The organism is Spirosoma oryzae, from assembly GCF_003002825.1.
In the GTDB taxonomy this organism is placed as follows: Bacteria; Bacteroidota; Bacteroidia; order Cytophagales; family Spirosomataceae; genus Spirosoma; species Spirosoma oryzae.
Window position 1 is genome coordinate 185619 of record NZ_PVTE01000003.1, and the last position, 24271, is coordinate 209889.

At 54.7% G+C, this 24271-nt stretch carries 18 protein-coding genes; 4 read left to right on the plus strand and 14 right to left on the minus strand.

The genetic code is table 11. From position 1 onward, the window contains the following. Window positions 1–2 precede the first annotated feature (2 nt). From CLV58_RS04585 to CLV58_RS04600, 4 genes are read right to left on the minus strand one after another with little or no spacing between them, the layout of a single operon-like run. Window positions 3–1145: a YjbH domain-containing protein gene (locus CLV58_RS04585; protein WP_245882207.1), complete on the minus strand. Its 1143-nt coding sequence runs from the start codon at window positions 1143–1145 to the stop codon at window positions 3–5. Then, window positions 1132–1983, minus strand: a complete 852-nt coding sequence (locus CLV58_RS04590) for a YjbH domain-containing protein (protein ID WP_106136732.1) — start codon at window positions 1981–1983, stop codon at window positions 1132–1134. Before CLV58_RS04590 ends, CLV58_RS04585 begins: the two co-directional genes overlap by 14 nt. A 47-nt stretch (window positions 1984–2030) precedes the next feature. Further along, window positions 2031–2741 (minus strand): OmpW family outer membrane protein, encoded by a 711-nt coding sequence (locus CLV58_RS04595; protein WP_106136602.1) that lies wholly within the window; start codon window positions 2739–2741, stop codon window positions 2031–2033. Between the two features lie 43 nt (window positions 2742–2784). Then, on the minus strand, window positions 2785–3855 hold the full coding sequence (locus CLV58_RS04600) for a hypothetical protein (RefSeq protein WP_106136603.1): 1071 nt from the start codon (window positions 3853–3855) through the stop codon (window positions 2785–2787). A gap of 1217 nt (window positions 3856–5072) precedes the next feature. Here CLV58_RS04600 and CLV58_RS04605 point away from each other — a divergent pair. The 3 genes from CLV58_RS04605 to CLV58_RS04615 all read left to right on the plus strand — a co-directional run bounded on the left by CLV58_RS04605 (window position 5073) and on the right by CLV58_RS04615 (window position 6896). After that, complete coding sequence (locus CLV58_RS04605; protein ID WP_106136604.1) at window positions 5073–5417, plus strand: LytTR family DNA-binding domain-containing protein; 345 nt, start codon at window positions 5073–5075, stop codon at window positions 5415–5417. Between the two features lie 146 nt (window positions 5418–5563). Continuing rightward, window positions 5564–6085: a hypothetical protein gene (locus CLV58_RS04610; protein WP_146141363.1), complete on the plus strand. Its 522-nt coding sequence runs from the start codon at window positions 5564–5566 to the stop codon at window positions 6083–6085. A 217-nt stretch (window positions 6086–6302) separates the two neighbouring features. Then, entirely contained in the window at window positions 6303–6896 is a 594-nt protein-coding gene (locus CLV58_RS04615; RefSeq protein ID WP_146141364.1) for a GNAT family N-acetyltransferase, read from the plus strand. Between the two features lie 69 nt (window positions 6897–6965). On the opposite strand, the gene CLV58_RS04620 is transcribed toward CLV58_RS04615, so the two are convergent. The 8 genes from CLV58_RS04620 to CLV58_RS04655 all read right to left on the minus strand — a co-directional run bounded on the left by CLV58_RS04620 (window position 6966) and on the right by CLV58_RS04655 (window position 21383). Next, the gene (locus tag CLV58_RS04620; RefSeq protein ID WP_245882208.1) at window positions 6966–7802 is read right to left on the minus strand and encodes a hypothetical protein; all 837 of its coding nucleotides are present in this window, start codon (window positions 7800–7802) and stop codon (window positions 6966–6968) included. 163 nt (window positions 7803–7965) lie between these two features. Further along, window positions 7966–8199 carry a 4a-hydroxytetrahydrobiopterin dehydratase gene (locus tag CLV58_RS04625; RefSeq protein ID WP_106136607.1) on the minus strand — a complete coding sequence of 78 codons (234 nt, stop codon included), beginning with the start codon at window positions 8197–8199 and terminating at the stop codon, window positions 7966–7968. Between the two features lie 89 nt (window positions 8200–8288). Next, a complete protein-coding gene (locus CLV58_RS04630) occupies window positions 8289–9497 on the minus strand; it encodes an efflux RND transporter periplasmic adaptor subunit (protein WP_106136608.1) in 1209 nt (402 codons plus the stop codon). Window positions 9498–9521: 24 nt separating this feature from the next. Then, the gene (locus CLV58_RS04635; RefSeq protein WP_106136609.1) at window positions 9522–13931 is read right to left on the minus strand and encodes a CusA/CzcA family heavy metal efflux RND transporter; all 4410 of its coding nucleotides are present in this window, start codon (window positions 13929–13931) and stop codon (window positions 9522–9524) included. Between the two features lie 444 nt (window positions 13932–14375). Further along, on the minus strand, window positions 14376–14762 hold the full coding sequence (locus CLV58_RS04640) for a hypothetical protein (protein ID WP_106136734.1): 387 nt from the start codon (window positions 14760–14762) through the stop codon (window positions 14376–14378). 258 nt (window positions 14763–15020) lie between these two features. Further along, window positions 15021–17873, minus strand: a complete 2853-nt coding sequence (locus CLV58_RS04645; RefSeq protein WP_106136610.1) for a PQQ-dependent sugar dehydrogenase — start codon at window positions 17871–17873, stop codon at window positions 15021–15023. A 249-nt stretch (window positions 17874–18122) separates the two neighbouring features. Next, entirely contained in the window at window positions 18123–19130 is a 1008-nt protein-coding gene (locus tag CLV58_RS04650; protein WP_106136611.1) for a sugar phosphate isomerase/epimerase family protein, read from the minus strand. 162 nt (window positions 19131–19292) lie between these two features. Then, entirely contained in the window at window positions 19293–21383 is a 2091-nt protein-coding gene (locus tag CLV58_RS04655; protein ID WP_106136612.1) for a beta-L-arabinofuranosidase domain-containing protein, read from the minus strand. Window positions 21384–21520: 137 nt separating this feature from the next. Here CLV58_RS04655 and CLV58_RS04660 point away from each other — a divergent pair, with 137 nt between their 5' ends. Then, complete coding sequence (locus tag CLV58_RS04660) at window positions 21521–21835, plus strand: hypothetical protein (RefSeq protein ID WP_106136613.1); 315 nt, start codon at window positions 21521–21523, stop codon at window positions 21833–21835. A gap of 493 nt (window positions 21836–22328) precedes the next feature. On the opposite strand, the gene CLV58_RS04665 is transcribed toward CLV58_RS04660, so the two are convergent. Together CLV58_RS04665 and CLV58_RS04670 are read right to left on the minus strand one after the other, a co-directional pair. Further along, a complete protein-coding gene (locus tag CLV58_RS04665; RefSeq protein WP_106136614.1) occupies window positions 22329–23135 on the minus strand; it encodes a hypothetical protein in 807 nt (268 codons plus the stop codon). A gap of 105 nt (window positions 23136–23240) precedes the next feature. Then, a complete protein-coding gene (locus CLV58_RS04670; RefSeq protein WP_106136615.1) occupies window positions 23241–24212 on the minus strand; it encodes a methylenetetrahydrofolate reductase in 972 nt (323 codons plus the stop codon). Window positions 24213–24271 lie beyond the last annotated feature (59 nt).

Here is a 24271-nt window from a genome sequence, read left to right on the forward strand (position 1 = left end):
AACTACTGATACTGATTTTGTAAATAATGCTGTTGGTACTGCCGAAGCAGCGCATCCAGTTGATAGCCGACTCGATAACGAGTGGCAATACTATAGCCCCGAGTATACGCATATTCCCAGCGAAACTCTTCGGTAGTCCGAAGACGAACACGGTTGGTCTGTGCGATACGTCCGGGCGGAATTGGAATCGCGAAGTTGAAACCACCCGTTGTTCCATCCCCCGTTTTTACGGCGAAAAAGCCTACTTCTACATTGCCCATTTGCCGAATGACGTCCAGTCGCGCACCCCGGTCCTGGTACATGTATTGCCCCCCCGACAGTTTGATGGTTACATCGCGCGATGGAATGCGGTAGGCTACATCAGCCAGCACGATCAGGTTTTGCAACGACTCATAGTAGAAACCGCTTTGAGGAAAGTAGTAGAACCCGGTATAACCTGATTCAAGGCCAAATGACCAGTTTTTTGTCAGATCAGTATGGCGATACTGTACATTGACACCGTACTGATCATTGTAAAACAGCCCCGCCGACAGACTCATGAAGTTCGCTCCATCCAACGCCAGAAACTGATTCAAAAACGTTGGGGCCGGTCGCACGTTCAGGCTTTGGTTGTCCAGGTGATTCACGATTGGAAACAGCACGCCCCAGTTCAATACCAGCCCACGGCTCAGATACAACTGGCTTTGCAACAACAGATTCGTTTTACTTTCAAGGGGGCGCTCACGAAAACCAAATTGAGCAATGAACTCTGGTTGAAGCCGAAAATCAAGTTTATACCGTCGGCTGTCGAATTTCCGTTCCCTTACCCAGTCTGCTCTCTCTTTTCGGGAAAGAATCGTCGTTGTAATTGTTTCGCCTAATCGATAGCGAGCAATCGGCACGCCCTGGTAAAGCGGTATAAATTCGTTTACACCTAGCGGGGCCAGTAACTCAGACAATTCCAGCAAACCAACCACAGGATTGCGGTACAATCGTTGTTCATAAGCCACCAGATGCCTTGCGCTATCGACCGATACATTTTCAAAATGCTGCAACGTATTACGCTGCTGCGCAAAACCGATCGTGACAAAGCAAAGCCAGACCACCCATAGTATCGATGTCTTTCGCATCCACGCGCCTACCTGATCACGATCACGCCTTCCCATGTTTCCGAATTCGTTTTGGTAGCTGGAATACGTTTAAAGAGTAGGAAGTACTCATGGTAAGCTGATCACCGTTCAATAGCCCGGCCTGCACGGTCCAATGCTTAAAGAGTAAGGCGTAAGCCCCTACGTTCAGATGTTGCGAATCCCACTCGACCATGACGCCCCCCTTACTGGCAAAGTTGATGTTCACGCCACCAAATGGACCAGTTAAATAGTGGTACGGCAAGTCACGCTTGTCTTCCAATGCAAAATCGGACAAGATGTCGTTTGTGTTGGTACGTCGACCTACTGAGTAAGGACTACCCAATCCCACCGTAACGATAGCCGTAATCGATTTCGCGACAGGAAGATGTTTGGTCGCTATGACGGCATGCGTAAGCAATGAATTATCCACCCCGAACGGAGCCGAAAGAATCACTGCTACCGACGGACGTTTTGCCTTCTCCGTGAGAAATACATACTTCAAATCCAACTGTCTATCCCCTATGCCACCTTCCATGAACGGGATCGTTCCGTTAGGACGTAACAGGTTTACATTTACCTCAAACCGAGGCAGCACCACCAAATTCACGAAATAGATACTTTCGGAATTTCGCTTGTTGAACTTGATCGCATAGTTTATGGGGTTATAAATATACCCCGCTGAAAACGTTCGATCATCCTGTACTTCAGCCGTTGGAATGTAGATCAATCCTGACTTACCGGACACGTTTACCTGCGCGCAAAGCCGGGTCGAATACAGACCGCCAAGCAGCAGCAGCCCCACCATAAAAACCTTTTTACCGGCCTTCTGGAGCTGTGCTTTCTTGAACGTGTATGTATATACGTCGTTAGTCACGGTGGGTAATTGCTTGCGCGTCAATCGGAATCAATTCATACGCTGGTTTAGTTGAACTTGAACCGCGCTGAGAGTCCAGCTTCGAGTCCGTTCAGGCTAACCTTCTCCGTCGTGCTGGTCGTTTCCGTCCGAACCGCCTGGCTGTAATTGCCCAGGTGGTAACGCACGTCGAGCGCGAGGTACAGTTTCTTCACTAGTTTCTTCTCGGCCCCAACGAATACCTGTGCGCCGTAGGTGTTACCCGCCTGCGTTTCGTTCAGCGAACCCGTACCGCTGGCAACCTGGCGGGAAAAGTCATTGTTAACAAAATACCGCGCCACGCTTACCCCAATGTAAGGCGTCAGAAAAGGGGCTTTCGCCGTTTCGTCGGTCACTGGCTTGGCGAATGTGTATTTCAGATCCAGCGAAACCGGGATGATCGACAGCTTGAACGTTTCGTTTCGACTGATGCCGCCACTGCTCAGCGCACTAGACACCGACTTCGACCAGTAGCCAACGCGGCCACCTACCGAAAACCCTTTCGCAAGGCCAATTTCAAGCGCGGCAGTCGGCATAACCGCGCCCGATAGTTTAGCGCCTGCTCCGCCATTGTACTCGGTGAGAAACGAACGATTGTTCCAGTAATCCAGCGACGGGCTCCAGTAACTGGCCCCAACACTGACAGATTTTAGATTAACCTGCGCCTGGCTGGTCGCGGGTTGAATGAAGAAGCTAAGCGCTAGTGTAGCAACTGCTAAAGCGGGGTATCTTTTTTTCATGAGGTCGGTTTTCGATTACGTGTGGTGCGAATACGCTTACTAGTTATTCTGGTTCGTCGGCACCTTTCCGACCTCCGTTACCCTGGTTATGGCAACTGGCAATAGCCGTGGCTCTGGCCTTTTGAAGCGAAGCGACAGCCGTCGTATAATTGCTGTTTATCTGACTGAGGTCGGCATCCCGCGCAGCCTGGGCATTGGCGATTTTAGCCGTAGCAACCGCATCACACGTGTTCGTATCGGCCGCCTGAAGTGTATTGATACCGGTTACGGCCTGACTGTAAGCCACGTAGTAGAGTACAGAAAGCAGGTTGTACGTAGACTCGCCCAGTATGGACTTAGCCGCACTCAGCGTGGCGATACCCTGGTTGAGCTGCTGTAACGCAACGGCCCGGTACGCGTCGTAGGTAGCGGGTTTGCTGCTCTTACAGGCAGTAGCATCGGTCTGAATGCTTGTTTGCGCCTGCGTAAACTGTGCGTTTATAGGAGCCGACTGCGTTTGCTTGGCCGCATCGAGTGTGGCAACCGCCGACGCATAAGCCGTATTGGCCGCAACCGTGCAGGCATCATCCATCGTCGCATTGGCAATCGCGACAGGAACTGTTACATCGGTAGCACCTACACGGCCACCAACGGTTTTGCCGTTTACCTGGGGCAGCGTGAAGGTGGGCAGGTAAGCCTGGAGCGCTGGATTGCTCGCAATAGCCGCTACTTCCGTTTTTAGATTCGCCGGCAGCGTACCCGTCGATGCCAGGTTGCTGATTACGGTCGGGGTAAATGCAGCGGCAATGGCGGTGGCTTTTTCGGGCGAAACGGCCTTACTGACATCGGTAGCCGCCTGTTGCACAGACGCAGGTACCTGTCCCGTAGCTGTTATACTCGACAAACCACTGGAAACAGCGGCAGCAACCGTCGACGAATTGACAGAAGCCGCTACTACTGACACGGAAGCCGGCGTCGTTGGCTTGACCTCGGGCAAGGTCACGTTTTCAAGTCCTTTAAATGTGTAGGTGAACGGCGTTACCGATTCTACTTCTTTCGTCTTACAGTTATACAGAGCGGCTACCAGGCATAATCCGTAAGCGAGCAACCTAATGCGGGAATTGATGGTTTTCATAGACAGGTTTGTGTGTGGTAATCGTGGCAGGCGGGATTGATTGGAGAAATTGATGAGGAAAAGCCGTAGTAATTTGTCATCCGCTAAAAAAGACCGGACACAAATTAGCGTAGCTGCATCGGGCTTAACCCGTAGCGGCATCAGAATTGACCATAGCTATCCTCGTTCCCACTATCGCAGGTTTCGTGAATAGAGTAATACCTATGCTGTTGGAAGATCACGCGCAGCCGTTGACTGCGCTAGCTGAATGCTGACCGGCTTCTATCTCGCAAGGATTGATAGTGGCTGTCTCGTCGACTTGATTGACTGAAATCAGGTTCTAAGTACGAGATCAGTTTTCGTTTGTGAGCAGACTACGAGCGGCCTTGACTAAGCGGGTCAGAAGCGAACGTTCTGTTCGTTCTACCGGGGAAGAGAATTGTACTTTTCGGAGTATAGTAGAGGAAAGTCATGGGATGGATAGTTAATTAAGTTACACGTATCGTGGCATCTTTCTTGTACCATCTTGCTTGAACAAACTTAGCTATTACTTCGCCAATAATGCGTTTTTAATAGCACTGACCGCTTAAAAATTTATTATCCGACATACGTTGCTGAGAAGAAAATTATCGTGTGCCGCCATTTCTTATCTATAGATTTATTAAACAAAACAAATATATAAACAATGTATAATATTTTCCTTTTTGGTAAACTAAAGCACTATTGAGGTTCTATAGGCAAACCTAAGACTGGTTGGAAGCAGTTATTGAATGCATTAGCTTTGCATCATACATCCCCTGCCAACCCATGAAGAACATACCTGATAGCCCTCTGACGCGCATCGTCGTTTCGCAACTACCTACATCCACCATTGCGTCAACAGAGCCAGCCCGTACGCTGGTTGCAAGACTACTGTAACGTGTCGTAACAACTGATACGAACTAAGTCTTCAGGGCTTGTCCGTCTGTTGGGGCGGGGCATTAATAAGCACTCATTACGCTGAACAAATTAGTGCTGGGCGATATCCCGTGTGCCTTACCGCCCGTATAACAACAAAGCATACTAGTTTCGCTGTAAAGTCAACGCTATGTCGTTAGCCGCATCCGCTAGTGTAGGGGTCGGGCCTTTACCGGTACAGGCGATTCCGGCTCGGTTTAGCCGCTAACATACAGACCAGTTTATGCGTGCATACCGTCAGCTTAATATTGCCCGATTACTCATCCACACCAAGATCATGTATGAAAACTCGTCCAGAAGCAGGCATACACCATAAGTTCGACATTGAGCAGGTAGTAGCAATCACCGCCGATATAAATTACAGTTACGTTTACTTCTCGAATGGCAGTTGTTTGCACCGCAGCCGTACGCTCAAATGGTACCTGGAACGATGGCCCATTCTACTCCGCATCCATAAGAACGCCCTTATCAACGTAGACCATATCGCTGACTATCAACTCATAAGCGGCAGGCAACCATCGGGTTACGTAGTGATGAAGAATGGTCTGCGCCTGGATGTTTCCCACCGAAATATTAAGAAAGCGGCTGCCTTTCTCGCCCAGCGGAAAGAAGCCTCGGAACGGTAGCTCCGGCCCAGTACCATGTCCGGCTTCGGGTGGAATTCCGCCACACACTTACGGCAAATGAAAAGCCAGCACATTCAGGAGATGAGCGACGACGCTTTGTTTATCTCCTGAAAATGACAACGCTTGTGACAGGTCTACTATCCGCAATGCTAAGGGCATTTCTTCTACCCACCCGATACGGCACCAGGTTCGGAAAAGCCCTGACTGAAAATGCAGTAGCGTTAGTGTCGCTCAGTGCGTCAGCAGCGCACGCTCAGGTTCCACCCGCCAACAAGTACGATACGTCGTCCTATCCCGAAGACCGAAAAGCCATTGAACAGCTAGGTCGGAAAAATGACAGTACCCGGTTCCACAACGACGACGATATCGCCGTCGGGCCGGAAGGGCGCATCTCGTACGGCTTCGACGATTGGAAAAAAGGGTTTGTCGAAGAAGGGGCTACGTTCAAGTCGGTCAAGCCGGTACCAGGCACTGCGATCCTGCGCATCTACAACGGCGATGCAGCGGTGAAAAATATTGTCCTGGACGTCGTTTTCGCGACCACAAAGGGGACTTTCCGATACGCGTTGCCCGAACGGAAACGTACATCAAGCAAAACGGCACCTGGTATTTTGTGGCCGGGCAAGGGACACGAATTCTGTCCAGGGCAGAATACGATGAACACATGAAGCGATGACAGGTAGGTAAACCAAACGCAACTGGTACCCAGCAACTCACTATTCGTACTACGTGGCTCAAGGAAACAAGTAGCCACTCCTCAGCCCTGGCCACCCATTACCCACAAGTACGGTTGACGCATCTGTCAGTGTCCCTTTCGGCTAAAGCGCTTGCGTTGTTTTCGGTCGGTTGGTAATTGTCGGCTTGTCTGGCGATATTGGCCAGGCTATGCAACAGACTACGTTTACCGGTATCCGTCCTGCCACAACCGCAGACCGTCAGGCGGTCATTGCTATCATCAGCAGTTCATTTCAGGACGACCCCTGCTTTGCCTGGTTACTGGAACCGTCAGACCACCCGGAGAAAGTACGTATCCTGACGACTTATCTGGTCGATGAAACGTTTGCCAACGGGCAGGTTTATATCACCGACGATCAGATGGGTGCAGCGTTGTGGCATACGAGCAAAGCCGAGCCGATGAGCTGGCTCTACGTAAAACGCAATCTGTCGCTGCTGTGGCAACTCGGCATCGGTAGCATCCGCCGTTGCCTGCGCATGCAGCACTACAAAACCGATCATTTCCCGACGGAAGGTTCCTATGCTTATCTAGCCTGCATCGGTGTGCTTCCCCAAGCGCAAGGGAAAGGACTGGCCAATCGGCTGTTGACCCCCGTCTTACAACAGTATACGGCCCAGCGCATACCGATCTTTCTGGAAACGGCCAATGCAACGAACGTGGACATTTACGAACGAAAGGGCTTCAGCCTGACCGACACGGTGCAGGAGAACGACTTGTCAATCTATTTCATGCGGCATAACTGAGTACATGCTGGTCGTTCGGCCACCAGTTGAAAAAGCCGGTTCGCTGAATGACCAGACCGGTGTACCAGGTTACTGTCTTGGCCCCCGCCGTTGCCGGCGATAGCCGCGATCCCAGGGCGTCCGAATTACGTAAACAGCCCGTAGGGACAGGATGAAATAACCGTCGTTCTTATCGGCATTACCCCGCTTGGCACCCGGCCGGTTGGGCGGTAACCCAATCTCGGAACGGCGGTCGGACAGGGCCGCTGCCAGCGGACTCATCTGGCTAAAATCCGGGTAAACCGTACTCAGATCATCGAGGTAATCGCTTCGTACGTGCGTGTACGTACCCTCGACGTGCAACTTCCAGCGATCGCGGGCGCAAATTGGGTAGCCGACGCCATATCGGATAATCAGCGGAAACCGGTTATAGTCGACGCCTTCGGTATGCAGCGAAGCCAGATCGTAACTCTTACCCTGGTAATTGGCCCTGGGCGACATATACGTCAGGCCTACCCCCGCCAGCACATACGGGCTGCGCGGACGAGTCCGGTGATCGGTCGGCCAAAAATCGACTTGCGCACCGACCCATACATCGGGGTTCAGGCTGTGAAACGACAGGTTATTGTAGTCGATGCGGGTATATTTGTGACTGCCGTAGATGTAGTACAGTTGCGCTTCGGCCCGCAGCACGACCCGGTTTGACAGGCGATAAGCTCCCGACAGAGCCAGCGATGCCCCCAGTCGCAGGTGTGCCAGATTACCGGGCTCATTCATATCGCCGGTATACCGGGTCGTTCCCAGACTGACGGATGCCAGCCACGTACGGGGCTTTTCCTGATAGATGGCTGTTTTCTGAGCGGTTGCGGGTTCCAGAACAAACAGTCCGGCCAGCCCGATATAAAGCGGGAGTAGATAAGAACGCACTTGCTGATTACTATAATGGTGGGATACTTGCCCATTAATGTAATCATTTAAGTTTGTTCATTCGTACAATGACTTTTTAAACGGTCGTTTTACCTCTTCCCACGTCATAGCCACTTCAACAAACTGACGGTCAGATCATTAATCAATTTGTACAATCAACATACTAGGCTACCAGTGTATCGATCAGCGTCGCCAGCTGTCGGTCGCGCTCCGTAACGGTATTCCCGGCATCGTGCGTCGTCAGTTTGATGGTAACATTGTTATACACGTTCGACCACCAGGGGTGATGGTCCATCTTCTCGGCGGCCAGGGCCACGCGGGTCATAAACGCGAACGCTTCCGAGAAATCGGCAAACGTAAAATCACGCACTAATTGGTTGTTTTCTTCGCGCCACATTGCGGTAGTCGGTTTACGGTTTAGCGTTTTCGGTTCTGCTGTGCGCATTACCTGATGCGGGTAACGCATAGTCAAACCCCTTGTACTACTTACTCCTCTTCTTCACTATTGTTCAACTTGGCCAGCAGGTTGTAGGCACCGTTTACAACGATCGGTGTTTTAGCCACATCGATCGTGGCCGGCAGCGTCACGGCGACATACCCCTTTTCCCGCACGCCGGTCGTCACGGCGACCTGCTGAAATGCATACGAGCCGTTCGTCTTGTTCTCCAGCACGTACACGTAGTGCTTGCCGCCAAAGCTGACGACAGCGGCTTCGGGCAGCGTGGGAAGCGGCCGATTTTTCACATCGACCTGCGCCGATATGTAGCTACCGGGGATGTACTGCTCCGGCGGACCGTCGGGGTGGACGAGTACCGAGATGGTCCGGTCGGGGGCGATCGACTTGCCGATCAGAAACACCTCACCCCGGTGCATCGTCGGACTGCCGCCCAGCGAGAACTGAACGATCTGCCCCAGCCGGATACTGCTGATATCTTTTTCGAATACACTCAACCGGACGTGTGGGTGACTCAGATCCGAAATCTGCACCAGCACATCGGCCGGGTTCAGGTAGCGCCCGTTATTGACGGGAATGTCGGTCACGAAGCCCGACACCGGCGCGGGCACCCGAATCGTACGGGTCAGCGTAGCGGGCGTCAGCGTAGCGGGGTTGATGTGTAGCAGGGCCAGCCGTTGGGTCATTCCGGCGAGTTGCGCCTGTAGGCTCTGCCGGTTGGCGCGGGTCTGCTGAAATACTTTCAGCGCGTTGACATTGTCGCGACTCAGTTCCTGCTGCCGGGCAAAATCCAGATCGGCGTATTCGAGCCGGGCCTTGGTATCGAGGTAGTCCTGCTGCAACTGAATGTAGTCCGGATTTTCGAGTACGACGAGCGTCTGCCCTTTGCGAATCCGCATACCCGGCTCCAGATCGATACTGCGGATATAGCCACCAAACGGCACCGATACCGACACCTGGTTCTGCGCCGGCACATCGAGTACCCCGTTGACTTTCAGGCGCGTACTCATCATTCGCTCGGTCGGTTGCCCCAGCGCGATACCGCCTACGGTATACTGGGCCTGCGTCAGCGACACCCGCACGGGTTCGCCCGGCTTGGGTGCATCTTCTTTGGGTGCGGCCTGCGCCATCTCAACAGCAGAACCGCTTTTTTCGCCCGACTGACAGGCAGTGAGCAGCGTTATACCGACCAGCAACGTGCTTAGGGGCCGGGTTAGATTTATGATCGAAGTAACAGACATGGTATGTAGTTATTGAAAGGGCGGTTACTGGGCATTCCCCGCCAGGTAGTTGATGTAGAGAACGGATTGGTTGTACTGGTTGAGCAGGTCGAGGTAGTTGAGTCGGATGGTGAGCGCCTGCTGGATAGCCAGCGAGAACTCCACGTAACCGATGTCGCCACTGCTAAACGACCGGCGTGCATTGGTCTGAATCAGTTGCGCCTGACTCAGCCCGGTCTGCTCGTAATAGGTCAGCGCATCGCGGTACTGCCGAAACTGTTCGACCGCCTGTATCACCTGCTGACGAAGGGCGAACTGCTGCGACTGCAACTGTTTCTGCGCCAGATCCTCCCCCACCCGCGCCGACTCGATCCGGGCTTTACTGGCCCCCGACAGCAGCGGTAGGGTAAGCCCGAGTTGCCCACCCCAGAATCGGTAGCCGGGGCCGAAATACAACTCCTGCCCGCCAATCAGCTGGTTGCCGATCAGGGTTTGGGAGAATACGCCAACCAGAAAATCGGGTTTGCGCCGGGCCTCTTCAACCGATCGGGTCTGCCGGGCCACGCGGGTTTGTTCGTCGAGCTGGCGCAGCAGTGGGTTCTGCGCGATGGACACGCTGTCAGTCGGGATGAGCAACGGCAATTTGGGCAGGGCCTGCTCGGTAACATCGACGGGATCGGGCCGGTACAGCAGCGTTTGGAGTCGGCTCCGCGTAGCCGTAGCCGTGGCTTCGTTCTGCGCCAGCCGAACCCGCTGATCGGCCAGTTGACTTTCGGCCGTCGCTTTTTCCAGACTGCCCGTCTCCCCCGTTTTGAACCGCAGCGTTGCCGCTCTGACAAAATCCGTCAGCACCGTATCCTGCGCCCGGAACAGCCGCGACTTCTGGTGCAGATACACCAGCTCGTAATAATTCGATTTGACCTGATACACCACGTCGTTGCGCGTGACGAGCGTTTCGGCCTGCCGTACGGCCACCGTCCGGTCGTTCAGATCCGCCAGCCGACGCATCAGGGTGGGGTTCGGAATGACCTGCGTCACCGTCAGGTTGTTGTCGAACCGGCGGCTATTGTATTGCCCCAGCTGTGCCACAACCGACAAGCGTCCGGCGTCGTAGGCCGTTCGGCGGAGGGCCTGCTGCTGACTTACATTTAGTCCGGACAGCTGTATCTGCGCGTTCTGACTCGTCGCCAGTTGCAGTGCCTGATCGACGGTCACGGTTGGCAGCGGCTGCGCCTGACTGAGCAACGTACTCAGCAGCACCAGCCCGGCAATCGTCGCCAGCGTCGATGCCGGTTTCACGGTCGTTTGTCCTTTCTGGCTGGCTTCCCGGTCTACAGCCCCTTTTTCCAGCAGTGCGTACAACACTGGCAGAATGAGCAGTGTCAGCAAGGTTGCCGTGAGTAGCCCACCGATCACGACGGTCGCCAACGGCTTCTGCACCTCCGCTCCCGCCGAGTTCGACACGGCCATCGGGATAAAGCCGAACGACGCCACCAGGGCGGTCATGACGACGGGCCGCAACCGGATTTCAGCGCCCTGCCGGATAATCTCGACCATATCGGTCAGGCCTTCTTCGTGCCGGAGTCGGTTGAACTCAGCAATGAGCACGATACCGTTCAAAACCGCCACGCCGAAGAGGGCAATGAAGCCGACACCGGCCGAAATACTGAACGGCATTCCGCGTAGTAGCAGGGCGAACACCCCGCCGATAGCGGCCATCGGTATCGCCATGAAGATCAGCAGGCTTTGCCGCACCGATCGGAACGTAAAAAACAGCAACGTAAAAATCAGGGCCAGCGCAATCGGCACCGCGATACCCAACCGCTTTTTGGCGTCGACCAGGTTCTGAAACTGACCGCCATACGTGACGTAATAACCCGCCGGAAACTTGATCTGCTGACCGACCTGCTGCTGTAGTTCGGCGACGATGCTTTCCACGTCACGGCCACGTACGTTGAAGCCCAGCGTAATGCGCCGGTGCGTATCGTCGCGCTGAATCTGGTTGGGGGCCTGCTCCATCCGGACCTGCGCGATCTGCGAGAGGGGTATCTGCTGGCCGGTACGGCCCATTGCCGTGGGTATGCCGATGTACAGATTCTGCACATCCTCAATGTCGGCGCGTTTGTTTTCCGCCAGCCGCACCACCAGATCGTAACGCTTTTCACCTTCGAATACCAAGCCCGCCGATTGCCCCGCGAAAGCCGTGTTGATCGTCCGGTTAACGTCCGACACGTTCAGTCCGTAGCGGGCCAGTTGCGCCCGGTCGAGCCGAACGATGATCTGTGGTTGCCCGACAACCTGTTCTACGTACAGGTCCTTTGCCCCGTCGATACGCCGGACGATACCGCCAACCTTGTTGGCCAGTTGCTCCAGCGTCGCGAGGTCTTCTCCGTAAATTTTCAGCGCCACATCCTGCCGCGCACCGGTCATCAGCTCGTTGAATCGCATCTGCACCGGCTGCTGAAAACCGAATGTGACGCCCGGAATTACGGACAGTGCTTCGGCCATTTTCCCCGCCAGTTCGTCGCGGGTAGTCGCCGACGTCCACTGATCTTTTGGTTTGAGAATCACCATCTCGTCGGCCGCTTCGATGGGCATGGGGTCGGTCGGGATCTCCCCCGACCCGATCTTCGCCACCACCTGCTCGACCTCCGGAAACTGCTTCAGCAGAATCTGTTGCGCCTTGGTCGTCGCGTCAACGGTTTCGGACAGCGAACTACCGGTCAGCGTACGCGTATCGACGGCAAAATCGCCCTCGTCAAGTTGCGGTATGAATTCGCCCCCCATCCGGCTGAACAGAAAGCCGGCCACGATCAGCAGCCCAACGGCACTACCCAGCACGATGGCTTTGTGGCGCAGGGCCCACAGCAATACAGGCTCGTACGCCTGCTGAATGCGGGCAATGAGCCGACTGGAGAACGTTTCCTTGTGAACGACTTTCTTGCTCAGCAGCAGCGCCGACACCATGGGTACGTACGTCAGCGACAGGATAAACGCGCCCAGAATGGCAAACGCTACCGTCAGTGCCATGGGCCGGAACATCTTGCCCTCGATACCCGACAGAGCCAGGATCGGCAGATATACGATCAGGATGATAATCTCGCCGAAAGCCGCCGACGAGCGAATCCGACTGGCGGCACCGAATACTTCATCGTCCATCTCTTTCTGGGAGAGCGTCTGGTCTTTGTTGCGCAGCACGATATGGTGCAAGGTTGCCTCGACAATGATCACCGCACCGTCGACAATCAGACCGAAGTCGATGGCTCCCAGACTCATCAGGTTACCCGACACGCCGAACAGGTTCATCATACCCAGCGCGAACAGCAGCGCCAGCGGAATCACCGACGCGACCACCACACCGGCCCGCCAGTTGCCGAGCAGGAGAACCAGCACAAAAATAACGATGAGGGCCCCTTCCAGCAGGTTGCGTTCAACGGTTCCGATCGCACTATCGACCATCTTCGTCCGGTCCAGGAAGGGGATGATCCGAACCCCTTCCGGCAGCGTTTGCTGAATCTCGGCAATCTTGGTTTTCACCCGTTTGATCACTTCCGATGAGTTGCCGCCTTTAATCATCATCACGACGGCCCCGACGGTTTCGCCCTGTCCGTTCCGGGTTACGGCACCGTACCGCACTGCGGAACCGATGCGCACCTGGGCCACGTCACGAACGCGTATGGGCAAATTCTGGTCGTTGAGTTGCACGACGATGTTGGCAATGTCGTCGGGAGAGCCGATTAGCCCGTCGGTGCGGATGAAATAAGCGTTCGGCTTCTTGTCGATGTACGCGCCACCCGTGTTCTGGTTGTTCTGTTGCAGCGCCGTGAACAGGTCCGTAATGGTCAGCCCCATACTCCGCAGCCGGTCGGGGTCGACGGCGATTTCGTACTGTTTGAGCAAGCCCCCGAACCCGCTGACGTCGGCCACGCCGGGCGTTCCGAGCAGCCCCCGCCGGATTACCCAATCCTGTATCGACCGCAGTTCGGTGAGCGAGTATTTGTGTTCGTATCCTTTGGCGGGCGATACGGTGTACTGAAAAATCTCCCCGAGCCCCGTCGTTACGGGGGCCATCGTGGGTGTACCGATCCCCGCCGGTATCTGCGTCGTCACAGTTTGCAGGCGCTCAGCAATCTGTTGCCGTGCCCAGTATACGTCGGTAGCGTCGGAGAAAACGACGGTAACGATCGACAGGCCGAAACGGGAAAACGAGCGGAGTTCGATCAGGCCGGGAATGTTCGACATACCCACTTCGATCGGGAACGTAACGAGCCGCTCGATGTCTTCAGCCGCCAGCGATGGGCTACTGGTAATGACCTGCACCTGGTTGTTGGTGATGTCGGGGACGGCATCGATCGGCAACTGTGTCGCCGACCAGCTTCCCCAGCCGATCAACGCCAGCGTCAGCAAGCCAATGATCAGTTTGTTCTGTATGGAAAATCGGATGATTGCGTTCATTGGACGGTATACGGTTTTACGGTATTCGGTATTTGGTTTCCGTTTTACCGCTTACGGAAGCTGCTTACGGTACTGTATAGAGCAGTATGCTACTCGGAAAAGCATACGGTCTGCCTATACGAGTCATCACACCACGAAATGGCACACGTAGACGGTGCAACCGAGGGGAAATCAGTAGAAAGAGCAAGCCACATGTGTAGCTTGAGCGGCTGTGCTTATGGACTTAGTTACGCGAGGAACTCCAGGGTCTACGTCTTCACCACGCTATTGAGGAAGACCTCGGGCGGTAGTGTTTACAACTCGGTTACGCAACGGGACATTGTCTGAAAACTACGTTCAGAAGCTGTGTCGGGAGTTTAGTCCAAGGTCCGTGAAGACACAGACCCTGGACTCCACCGTAAACTGAATACCGAAAGCTGTAAACTAAGTACCGTAAACCGCCCCCTACCGTCGGGGCGGGTTGATCAGCGAGAAGACGCCCAGAAACGAGTACAGGTTGGCATAGCCAAAGCAGGTTTTCTGCGGCAATCGGATGAAGGAAGAAAGCGGAACGTCGATCAGACGCAGAAAAGTTGGCGCGAACGCGACGATCGAATGGCCGGCGACCGGCAGATTGTGATGGCAATGATTGGGATGCTTCTGGTGCTCGGAATCAGGTCCGTAGTGCATGCCCAGAAAGTCCAGAAACCCCAGACTGGGTTGTTCGATCCGGTGGTGCCCATAATGCTGTATCAGCTCGACCATCCGGGCCGACTGATCGAGGCCGAAGCCGGGAATCAGACTGTTTCCCAGGATCAGGCCAACCAGTAAATAGGCAACAACAGCTTTCATCAGGTTCAACCGGTCGAACGACCTGCCGAAAGTACAACGGAAACCGGTGGTTTGTTCCGACAAAAGGGAATTTAGAACCAGTCCGGGTTACGGGTTACAGTTCACGGTATTCGGTTTACAGGTTTCGGTGGGTCGGCAGTTCGATGGCCACTAGTACGCTCACCACAAAACCGCCCGCCGTATCGCTACAGCGGGCGGCACGACAATCCGCCAGACAGACCACCGTAAACCAAATACCGAATACTGTAAACCGAATACCTACCTATCCATAAACCGGATACTACTGACCGACATCAGCGGCTGCATGGCTTTGGCTTTGTCGTTTTTGAAGACAAAATACAGGTCGTGCACCCCATTGGTTGCTTTAACCGGCAATACGACGGGCGGAGCCGCAAACCGGTTACGGGGTGCTGGCGGGGCCGCTTTGGTTGTTGCCTGCGTGGATACGCCGGTCGTTGAGTTGGGGGCAGCTGTGCCGGGAGTCGCTTTATTACCTGATTCCATTTCGGCCATCAGCTTCGTCATGTCGACTTCGGGAGCGATCTCCAGCACTTTCTCGGCGACAATCGGGCCGGTTGGCGAGTCAAGGTGCAGCTCAATCGTACCACCGGCACTACCCTCCCGCCGTTGCGCCTGCGCGCCCAGACTTACCTGTTTGATACCCGTCAGGTCGATCTTCTTGAAACCCAGGTAGCCATTGTCGTACGGAACAGCGGTAAAATCTTTCCGCATGATCTGGGTTTTCATCTCGACGTTTTTGGTCAGCGGTGCATCCGACGGTTTCACGTCCGGGCTACGCAGCACGATCAGCTCTTCACCCGTCTGCATCGGAACGGCTTTTCCACCCCGGTCGGTATAGGCCGCGCGAATCAGTACCGAACCCCGTCCGTTGTCGCCTTCGGGTAGGCTGACGGTGTACGTTCCCTTGGCGGGCAACGTACTAAACGGTTTGTCGGTGATGTGCAGAATGTAGCGGACAATCGTGCTGGCGTCGGCGGTCGACATGGCCGGGTGGCCCGGCATCGCGACCTCGCCCCAGACGCCCACGCCCCCGGCCTGAATCTTTTTCACCAGCTTCATCGCAGCCGACTCGTCACCTTTGTACTTGGCCGCGATGTCGGTGAACATCGGACCAACCGACTTCGTATTGACCTGGTGACACACCTTGCAATCGCTCTGATTGATCAGCGCCTGCGCCACGGCGTATTGCGTACTGGCGTCGACACTACGGTGCCCCTGCTTGATTTCGGCGTAGTCGAACCCTTCCGACGCGTAGTCGATGCTCATCGCTACCCGCGCCGGGGTGATCTTGCCGTTCGACAAGCTGCCATCTTCCTTGTCATCGACGGATACCGCGTAGTGAATCGGCTGGTCGGGGAAGAAGAACGAGCGGTTGTTTGTCAGGTTAAGGGCTACCGCAGGTGCTTCGTTGCCGGCGATGATCTTCACCGACTGACTGTTGGCGGCCCCTTTCGCATCTTTCACCGTCAACGTAGCCGTATACACGCCCGGCTTCGCGAACGTCACCGACGGGCTGGCGGTGGTGAACGTACGGGGAGCCGCACCAGCACCCGTTACTTTCCACTGATAGGTCAGTGCATCGCCGTCGTAATCTTTGGTGCCGTCGGCCAGCAGATTCAGCGTCAGCGGTACGGCCCCACCGGGTTTACTGGTCGATGCCATGACCACCGGCCGCCGGTTGCCGCCATTGTATTCGATGCGGATCAGCCGGGCGTTGTCGCTTTTGCGGAACCAGTTGCTGCCGTATTCAAGCACGTACATATCGCCCGACGGCCCGAATTTCATATCGATTGGCTCGACAGGATGGTAGTTCGGCGTTACCCGCTCCATCGACTTGTAATTCCCCTGCTCATCCATGGTGATGGCCATAATCCAGCCCCGCGAGAAGTCGGTTACGAGCCATTTATTCTCGTAGTACGCTGGCCACGGGCGGGCCGCACCTTTAAAGTCCGACTGATGATAAACCGGCCCACCCGTCGCGCTGCGTGCCCCGGTACCGACCAGCGGAAACTCCTCCGAGACAGCATACGGATAGTATACGAACGACGGGGCTACGGGCGGCAGTTCTTTTAATCCCGTATTGTTAGGCGACTCATTGACCAGGTGCTTCGGGTCTTTTTTCGCCAGTGGCTTATTCGTCGCGTAATCGAAGACGGGAAACGCCTGATCGTTACCGACAAACCAGGGCCAGCCAAAATTACCCGGCTTCCGGGCCTGATTCAGCTCATCGTAGCCGCGCGGGCCGATCTCCGAATCCGTCGTCGCGTCAGGACCGACTTCACCCCAGTAGACGTAGCCCGTTTTGCTGTCGACGGAAATACGCCAGGGATTGCGGTGGCCCATGCTATAGATTTCGGGACGGGTTTTGTCAGTCCCTTTCGGAAACAGGTTCCCGGCGGGAATGGTGTAGGTCCCGTCGGTTTCAGGGTGAATGCGCAGAATTTTACCGCGCAGGTCGGCCGTATTACCCGCGTGCCCCTGATCGTCCCAACTACTGCGGCCGGGCCGCTCGTCGGTTTGGGCCGCCTGCTGGTTTCCCGTGTTGTTGCCTACGGTCAGATACAGATTCCCCGACCGATCCCAGGTCATCCCCCCGCCCGTGTGGCAGCAGACTTCCCGCTGTGTCGGCACGTCGAGCATTACTTTCTCCGACCCGTCGACCAGCTTATTATCCTTCACCACCCAGCGCGTCAGCCTATGCTTCTTCTCCGTCGGATGTGCGTAGTAGAGGTAGATAAACTGATTTTTGGCGAAGTTCGGATCGAGCGTCATGCCCATCAGCCCTTCTTCTGCTTCACTAACTTTTCCCTCCGCTGAGGTGTATTTCGTGTTGACCGGGATCGTGGCGATCAGGTCGACGGTTTTAGTGGCGGCATCGTATTTCTTGAGCGCGCCTTTTCGTTCGATGATAAAGGCCGACCCATCGGGCAACACCTCAAACGTCATCGGTTCGTCAAGGTCTTCGGCCACCGTCACGGGTGTAAACCGGCTATCGTCGGGCTTCTGATTTGCCGGTCCATCCTGCGCCACAAACGACGCCAGACCAACCACTAAGGCCAGACCGAGGGGGTGGAGTAGGGTATGTTTCATAAAGTTTTCCGTTTACGGTTTTCAGTATTCGGTTTACGGTGGCCTGCGTATGACGGACTGCACCACGATGGCCACCGTGCGATAGACTAGCGCTAGGCCTGTGTCTTCACAGACCTCATATGCGTCAGCTATAGACGGCCTGTCGGGCGTAATGTCTGTGTCTTCACAGACATTGGTGAGGACGCAGACCTTGGTGCAGTAGGGACCGCACTACGATAGCCACTGTAAACTGGATACCGAAAACCGATCTTATGCCTGAATCTTCTTGAGGTTGTCGAAGCTGGTGCGGACGTCGGCGATGCCGTTGGGGGCCATGTCCTGCTCTACGAAGAAATACTTCATGCCCGCGATGTTGGCCGCAGCAAAAATGCGTTTGAAATCAACGACGCCATTGCCCACTTCGGTAATCGTCTGCCGGTCGGCTTTGATGTCTTTGACGTGGAAAAGCGGGAACCGACCGGGGTGCTCTTTGAACAGCGCGACGGGGTCTTTACCGGCTTTGGTCGCCCAGGCCAGGTCCAGCTCCATCTTCACCAGTACCTTGTCGGTCTGCGACAGAATCAGTTCGTAGGGTGTCTTGCCGCCCGCATCAGCAACGGGGTCGAACTCGGTCGCGTGGTTGTGGTAGGCAAACTGAATCCCGGCTTTCTTACAGGCTTCCCCTGTCTTCCGGAATACCTCGATCGACTTGTCGATCTCTTCCTTGGTGCCAACGGGTGTACTGGCGCAAACCAGGTAGGTCAGTCCGCCCTCAGCCGCCTGATCGACCAGTTGCTGGTAGTTGTCGCGCAGGCTGAGCATGGGCGGCATCTTCGAGAAGTCCATGCGCGGACGAGCTGGAGCCGCTGCTCCGGGTGTCGCTGCACCGGAAGCTGGCGCACCGGCCGACGGTTGTGCCGCCTGAGGTCTGGGACCATCCGGTCGGGGACGAAACGGCGCGCCCATCGCGTGGTGTGCCCGCCAGTGCATGCCCAGGCTTTCGACCAGTGCCTTGAACTCTTTCGCGGAGTAGCCGTAGTAGCCCCCGCGCAGGCTGAACGCCGACTCGATTTCCTTGTACCCTACTTTGGCGACCTGTTCGAGCGTCCCTTTCGGATCGTCGTTCATGGGTCCGAAGAGGGTAAACAGCTGGATACCCACCGGACGCGCGGCCTGTGGGGCACTTAACCAATCGGTGGCTTCGGTCAGGCGGGGCAGCATCAGCCCGCCGAGGGCGAGGGTGCCGGAAGTACGTAGAAAGTCTCTGCGCGTGGTCATGCGGGGTTGGGTAAACGGTTTACGGTTTTCAGCAAAACGATTCGATCGGGTGCGGTGAAGCGAAAAGCACGGCACCAAAATTGTCCTTTTTACTGAATATATCGGATTAAACCCGACCGTTCACCCGTTTTTACCGACCGAATCCCTCCCTGAGTCGACCAGTTACTTCACCACCGGAAAGGCAACGACGCGTAACTTGGTACAGCCATACGGAATCAGCATCAGGCTGTCGACTTTCGGGCTGACGTCCCCCTGGTAGATCCCTTCGCGGGTCGAAACCGGCTGCCGGGCCACGCCTTCCACAATTTGCCAGCTGGGTATGGCCCGACCGGTCGTGCGAATTTCAATGGGCGCGTTAGTCTCGTTCCAGATGAACCGCCCCGGCATCGTTTTCTCGATTACCGTCGTTTGCTGCACCGGCGTTTTGACCACTGCCTGCGGCAGGCCGTAATTCCACGCGCTTGCCGGCTTGTATTCGTAATAGATTCCCTCCGTCTTTTCCGTCTCCTTATTGACGTTGGCCTTTACGTTCAGCGCGTACACCAGCGGCCCCCGTTCGATCGCCCGCGAGTTGCGCGCCCAGTTGGTCGTCGTCACGGTCATGGGCAGTTTCAGCGTCAGCCTGTCGCCGGATTTCCAGGTACGCAGCAGCCGGATTACCTGTCCGCCTTTGTCGCTGCGAAGTTTCTGTCCGTTGAGCAGCACGGTCGCTTCGCGGCACCAGCCGGGAATGCGCAGGTCGAACGGAAACGTAGCCGGCTTGGTGAGTGAAATGGCAAAGTCGATCTGATCGGAGAACGGATAGTTCGTCATTTCCTGAATTGTCGCAACAGCGCCACCCGCCACCGGCATCGTTATGGTATTGGGCGCGTACTCCAGAGCCGCGAGTCCCAGACTGGATGGTCCCGGACTGGATGGTTCCCGACTGGATGGTCCCCGACTGGATTGGCTTTTTGTAGCCCCAATCGCATACCAGAGGTGAGACGCGAATTTGGTCCAGCCCTGGTGCATATTGGCCGTGCAGCAGGTGTAGCCCGCGTACGGCCCAAATACGTTGTTCATCCCCCGGCCGAAGGGCAGCGAAAAGTCGAACGTACCACGCGACACCTGCACCTGGTTGGCAATCTGAAAATACTGACGGCTGTTGTAATCGTCGGTGGTCTGCGTAGGCAGCGCATTGTACGTGATTCGCTCCAGGGCATCCATGTACAGCGGATCACCAGTGACGGCAATAGCCTGTTCGAGCGAAAACATTGTTTCTACAATCGCGCACAGCTCCACACCCTGCGTCGGTTCGTTACCGTGCAGGTCTTCGTCGCCCGAAAACATACCGTGGGGCAGCCCATGCAGCGTCATCAAATCCGTCCAGCCGGTTTTGAACGCGACCAACGCCTTCGGGTCGCACTGCCCCTGCACGACGGGCAGTTTCAGCCCCATCCCCACGTTGACGGCGTGGCGATCCATCCAGTGCTCCCCGTTTTGCTGCGCAGCCGCTTCCATCACCCAGTTACGGCCCGCGAAGTGCTGGGTCCAGGGTGTCGTCTGCTGGTTGATGAGCCGGGCCAGTTCGAGCAGAAATTTGTCGCCAGTCTGATTGTAAAGCCAGTAGACGGTCATCAGGTTGTCACCCCCGCGTGCCGTCGACCATTCGCTGAATTGTCCAAGTGGCGCCTTCGTCAGGTTCGCCAGCTGGTAGCGGAAATAGCGGGTCATGAAGGGCACTACCCGCTTGTCGCCCGTAGCCTGGTAATACTGCTGCAACACCTTGAGCATGACCATGCGCGGCCACCAGTCCTCACCCTGCAAACCCGCCACCACGGGCTTACCCGATTCGCGCTCATATTTCGACAGCGGTCCGAAATAACCCGACGGCCGCTGCCGATCGAGCGACCAGTCGACGTATTGTTTCACCTTGGCGATCAATGCTTTGTCGTCGAGCAGATACGCCAGTGGCAGCGCACCGTCGAGCCAGTAGGGCGTTTCTTCCCAGTTGTCGCCTTTACCACCCAGCCAGCCATTGTCGTTTTTCAGCTTCGGGTAGAACTCGTCCAGGTGACCGGTTGTCCCGTCGCGCATGATGGCAAGCTGATCGCGCAGCCAGCCTTCAGGCCGGATGCGTCCGAGCGGTACCTCCAGATAGCGAGCGGGTGCCAGTGGGGCGCGGCTGGCCACAGGACTGGTCGGTTGGCCAACAACAGCACCGACTGTAAGCAAGGTTGTCAGGGCCAGAAACAAGGCAGAAGTAGTACGCATAGCAAGTAACGTCGACTCCGGTAAAGAGACCTGACTGACCGTTCTCTACTGCTGTCGACGTACTAGCAACCCCAGCCTTTTTCGTATCAAAACGGGCGATTCGGTAGTTATACCGTTCGATCAACCCCTGCAAACGAATGCTTGTTGAATTATATGCAGCCCCGGCGGCAGCGCCCCAGCCGACCGAATCGCCCGTTTCCAACGCCGTCGGCGAACTCCCTGAACAGGAACCCAGCCTGTCGCCCGATCAGTTGCTGGGCAGCTTCGACTCGCGCGAAGAAGCAATCACATTCGCCAAAGAACAGCTTGCCGGCAATGGTCAGTCCCTGACCGACACGCAGTTGGGTATGTTCGACGAACACACCCACATCGAATGGCTGACGTTGACCACGACGCAAAATGATGCAGCGACGCACACAACGTACTATCTCGTCACCGACGAGGGGTACTAACTAGTATCGGCGGTGTCTACGCTATAGCAAAAACGGGCGACCTTGACTGGTCGCCCGTTTTGTTGCTTATTGTAGCTTTTGATAAGCCTTTTTAATCATTCAAATACCCCGCCTGTATGCGAACACGACGCGTTACTAGCTACTTACTTTTGGGATTGGTAGTGGCCGCTTGTCCAACACCAAGTGCTTCGGCACAGAACAGATCAGCCGATTCGTTAGACGTACGTTCAGCTAACGAACTCGTTGCTGAGATGGCGAGACTGATTCGAAAAAAGGCCAACTTCCGTGGAGCTACCCTGCCTGACGTGTGTTATCGATTGGCTTATTACCAACAGAACAAAACCTTTCGAACTTTCCAGTCGGATGCCTTGCTTAAATATTCCTAAAAATCTACAGCGAAACCGTTGCGGACTTGATGGTACTTACCATCTTTTTCATATGGCAGACCATTACCCACAAAGCCAAACAGGTATCGTATCAACAGTTAGTTATTCTAATCAACAATCTTAAAGCTTAACCAAGCCTCATTATCCGCATATTCGCTATTCATTGCTTCTCTAAATTGGTCGTATGAAATTATTAAATCCCGCATAGAACTAACTAATTTTCGCTTGCGATCTTTATCGGCATTTGTAACATCTACGCTTTCATTCAAAATTTCCATTTTTGTTATGAAGCTTGACGAATATTGTTTATCATTCCATTTTCTCTTCGAAACCCAATACAGTGCGGCTTGCCTACAGAAGGCTAACAGCAACGTATCTTCTTTATTGTCAATCGTTTCATACAGCGCACTGCTTTTTGTATTTAACTCCCAATTGATAGCCTGCCTGTTAACATAAACTCTGTTAAAGAATTGGGCACACATAACATGATAAACTGATCTGTTGATGTTGGTTTTAGTTCTATTCCACCCATCGACACGTATTCCTTTAGAAACGAGATAAAAAGCGACAGCATCAGTAAAGTTCCTGATAAAATTTGCGTCATTCATCAGGATTTCATGGTAACGCGCATTCGCATCGTCAACACTCATTCCAGCAAACAGCGTATCGCTTATTTTTGTACTAATACCCTCATTGAGAATATAATCCAGATACGGCTGATTATATTTAGTTAAGTCATGGAGTGGGCTATTACTAGCTAGTGTATTTATCGCAGGCAATTTGAAATTGTTGGTTATTGCTTTAATCTCATAAATTTTCCGAATTTGATCGTGAATGTTAGCAACCGTCCAATGTTGAGAAAAGGCAGTAAACGGCATCAGCAAACATTGCAATGCAAAAATTATCGTTTTCATAATTCATTTTTCATTTACAAGTTTGTAGCCGTATGAGTATATGGTTCAGCGACTACCGTGCGGTTCCTGTCGGGAATTAGATCAATCTGTACATCTGAAGCATCTTCAGCCCTGACCCTCAACCGGCACACTATAATCTTTGGCCGACGTCCGGACGCCTTTTTCCCGCAGCATCTCCCCTACTTTCGTGGTTATATAGATGGAGGCTTCGATCTCCGCTTTGCGAATCGCCACGCTTTCGATATTGAAGCCGAACGGGATCGCACGCTCCATACAGAAGGTCGTCAGGTTCGACGCTATATCGAGACACAACTGCACCGATTTTTCCAGCATATCTGCCGACGTTTTAAGCTCTTCTTTCAAGGCTTCCGGCACATGAATGCCCAGCCATTCCATGAAATGAAGCGTCTTTTCCGAGCCGCAGGCAGTAAGCGTGAAAATAATTGTCGGCGGGGCCGTTTGCTGTTTGTCGCAACGGAGCGCCAGGTCGTCGATCACCTGCCGGGCGTAGTCGATGTTAAAGACACACTGGGAGATGAAGTACGATACGCCACAGTTCATCTTATCCAGTATGCGGCTATCCTCGTCGTTCAGCACGTTGTGTCGTTCCGGGATGGTTACCGCGCCAACGACCGATGTTTCCTGGTGGCGACTCCAGAGCTGGTAAGCCTGGGCAAGCGTCGTTTTCACTGGATAGTCAGGGGCTGGGACGCCCACAAAAACGGGATAAAAACGGTGCTGATGGAGTTGGTCCAGCCAATCGGATAGCTCTTCGGGGGGAAATTTACCGGCAGGACGATAAATCAGCTTGGGAATCGCCAACGCAGTCAGGTAGCCGGAGGCAAACACAAACGGATCGAGGGCTGGCAAAAAAGGAAAGGGCCTTTCCTCGGTAGTGCGGGCCGATTCATCCTGCACGTCATAGACCACGAGCGCATCGATATCAAGGCTAGTCAGCCGCTCCAGGGTATTTTGAGCAATCTCGGCTACCCGTTCCGGTTGGGTGCTGGCTTTCGGCGGAGTAATGCCGTACAAGAGTATACCGGATTGTGCGGATTTAATTTTCTCCAGAAACATTGTCAGGTGATTGAATTATACATGGCGGGCGACTACCCAAAACCGGAAGCAGCCAGGAC

Bases quoted from the DNA above. Each gene is read 5' to 3' on its own strand.
- CLV58_RS04610 (WP_146141363.1), top strand. From the start codon at position 5,564: ATGCTAAGGGCATTTCTTCTACCCACCCGATACGGCACCAGGTTCGGA.
- CLV58_RS04630 (WP_106136608.1), bottom strand. From the start codon at position 9,497: ATGTCTGTTACTTCGATCATAAATCTAACCCGGCCCCTAAGCACGTTG.
- CLV58_RS04595 (WP_106136602.1), bottom strand. From the start codon at position 2,741: ATGAAAAAAAGATACCCCGCTTTAGCAGTTGCTACACTAGCGCTTAGC.
- CLV58_RS04625 (WP_106136607.1), bottom strand. From the start codon at position 8,199: ATGTGGCGCGAAGAAAACAACCAATTAGTGCGTGATTTTACGTTTGCC.
- CLV58_RS04585 (WP_245882207.1), bottom strand. From the start codon at position 1,145: ATGGGAAGGCGTGATCGTGATCAGGTAGGCGCGTGGATGCGAAAGACA.
- CLV58_RS04660 (WP_106136613.1), top strand. From the start codon at position 21,521: ATGCTTGTTGAATTATATGCAGCCCCGGCGGCAGCGCCCCAGCCGACC.
- CLV58_RS04670 (WP_106136615.1), bottom strand. From the start codon at position 24,212: ATGTTTCTGGAGAAAATTAAATCCGCACAATCCGGTATACTCTTGTAC.
- CLV58_RS04645 (WP_106136610.1), bottom strand. From the start codon at position 17,873: ATGAAACATACCCTACTCCACCCCCTCGGTCTGGCCTTAGTGGTTGGT.
- CLV58_RS04665 (WP_106136614.1), bottom strand. From the start codon at position 23,135: ATGAAAACGATAATTTTTGCATTGCAATGTTTGCTGATGCCGTTTACT.
- CLV58_RS04655 (WP_106136612.1), bottom strand. From the start codon at position 21,383: ATGCGTACTACTTCTGCCTTGTTTCTGGCCCTGACAACCTTGCTTACA.
- CLV58_RS04650 (WP_106136611.1), bottom strand. From the start codon at position 19,130: ATGACCACGCGCAGAGACTTTCTACGTACTTCCGGCACCCTCGCCCTC.
- CLV58_RS04615 (WP_146141364.1), top strand. From the start codon at position 6,303: ATGCAACAGACTACGTTTACCGGTATCCGTCCTGCCACAACCGCAGAC.
- CLV58_RS04600 (WP_106136603.1), bottom strand. From the start codon at position 3,855: ATGAAAACCATCAATTCCCGCATTAGGTTGCTCGCTTACGGATTATGC.
- CLV58_RS04640 (WP_106136734.1), bottom strand. From the start codon at position 14,762: ATGAAAGCTGTTGTTGCCTATTTACTGGTTGGCCTGATCCTGGGAAAC.
- CLV58_RS04635 (WP_106136609.1), bottom strand. From the start codon at position 13,931: ATGAACGCAATCATCCGATTTTCCATACAGAACAAACTGATCATTGGC.
- CLV58_RS04605 (WP_106136604.1), top strand. From the start codon at position 5,073: ATGAAAACTCGTCCAGAAGCAGGCATACACCATAAGTTCGACATTGAG.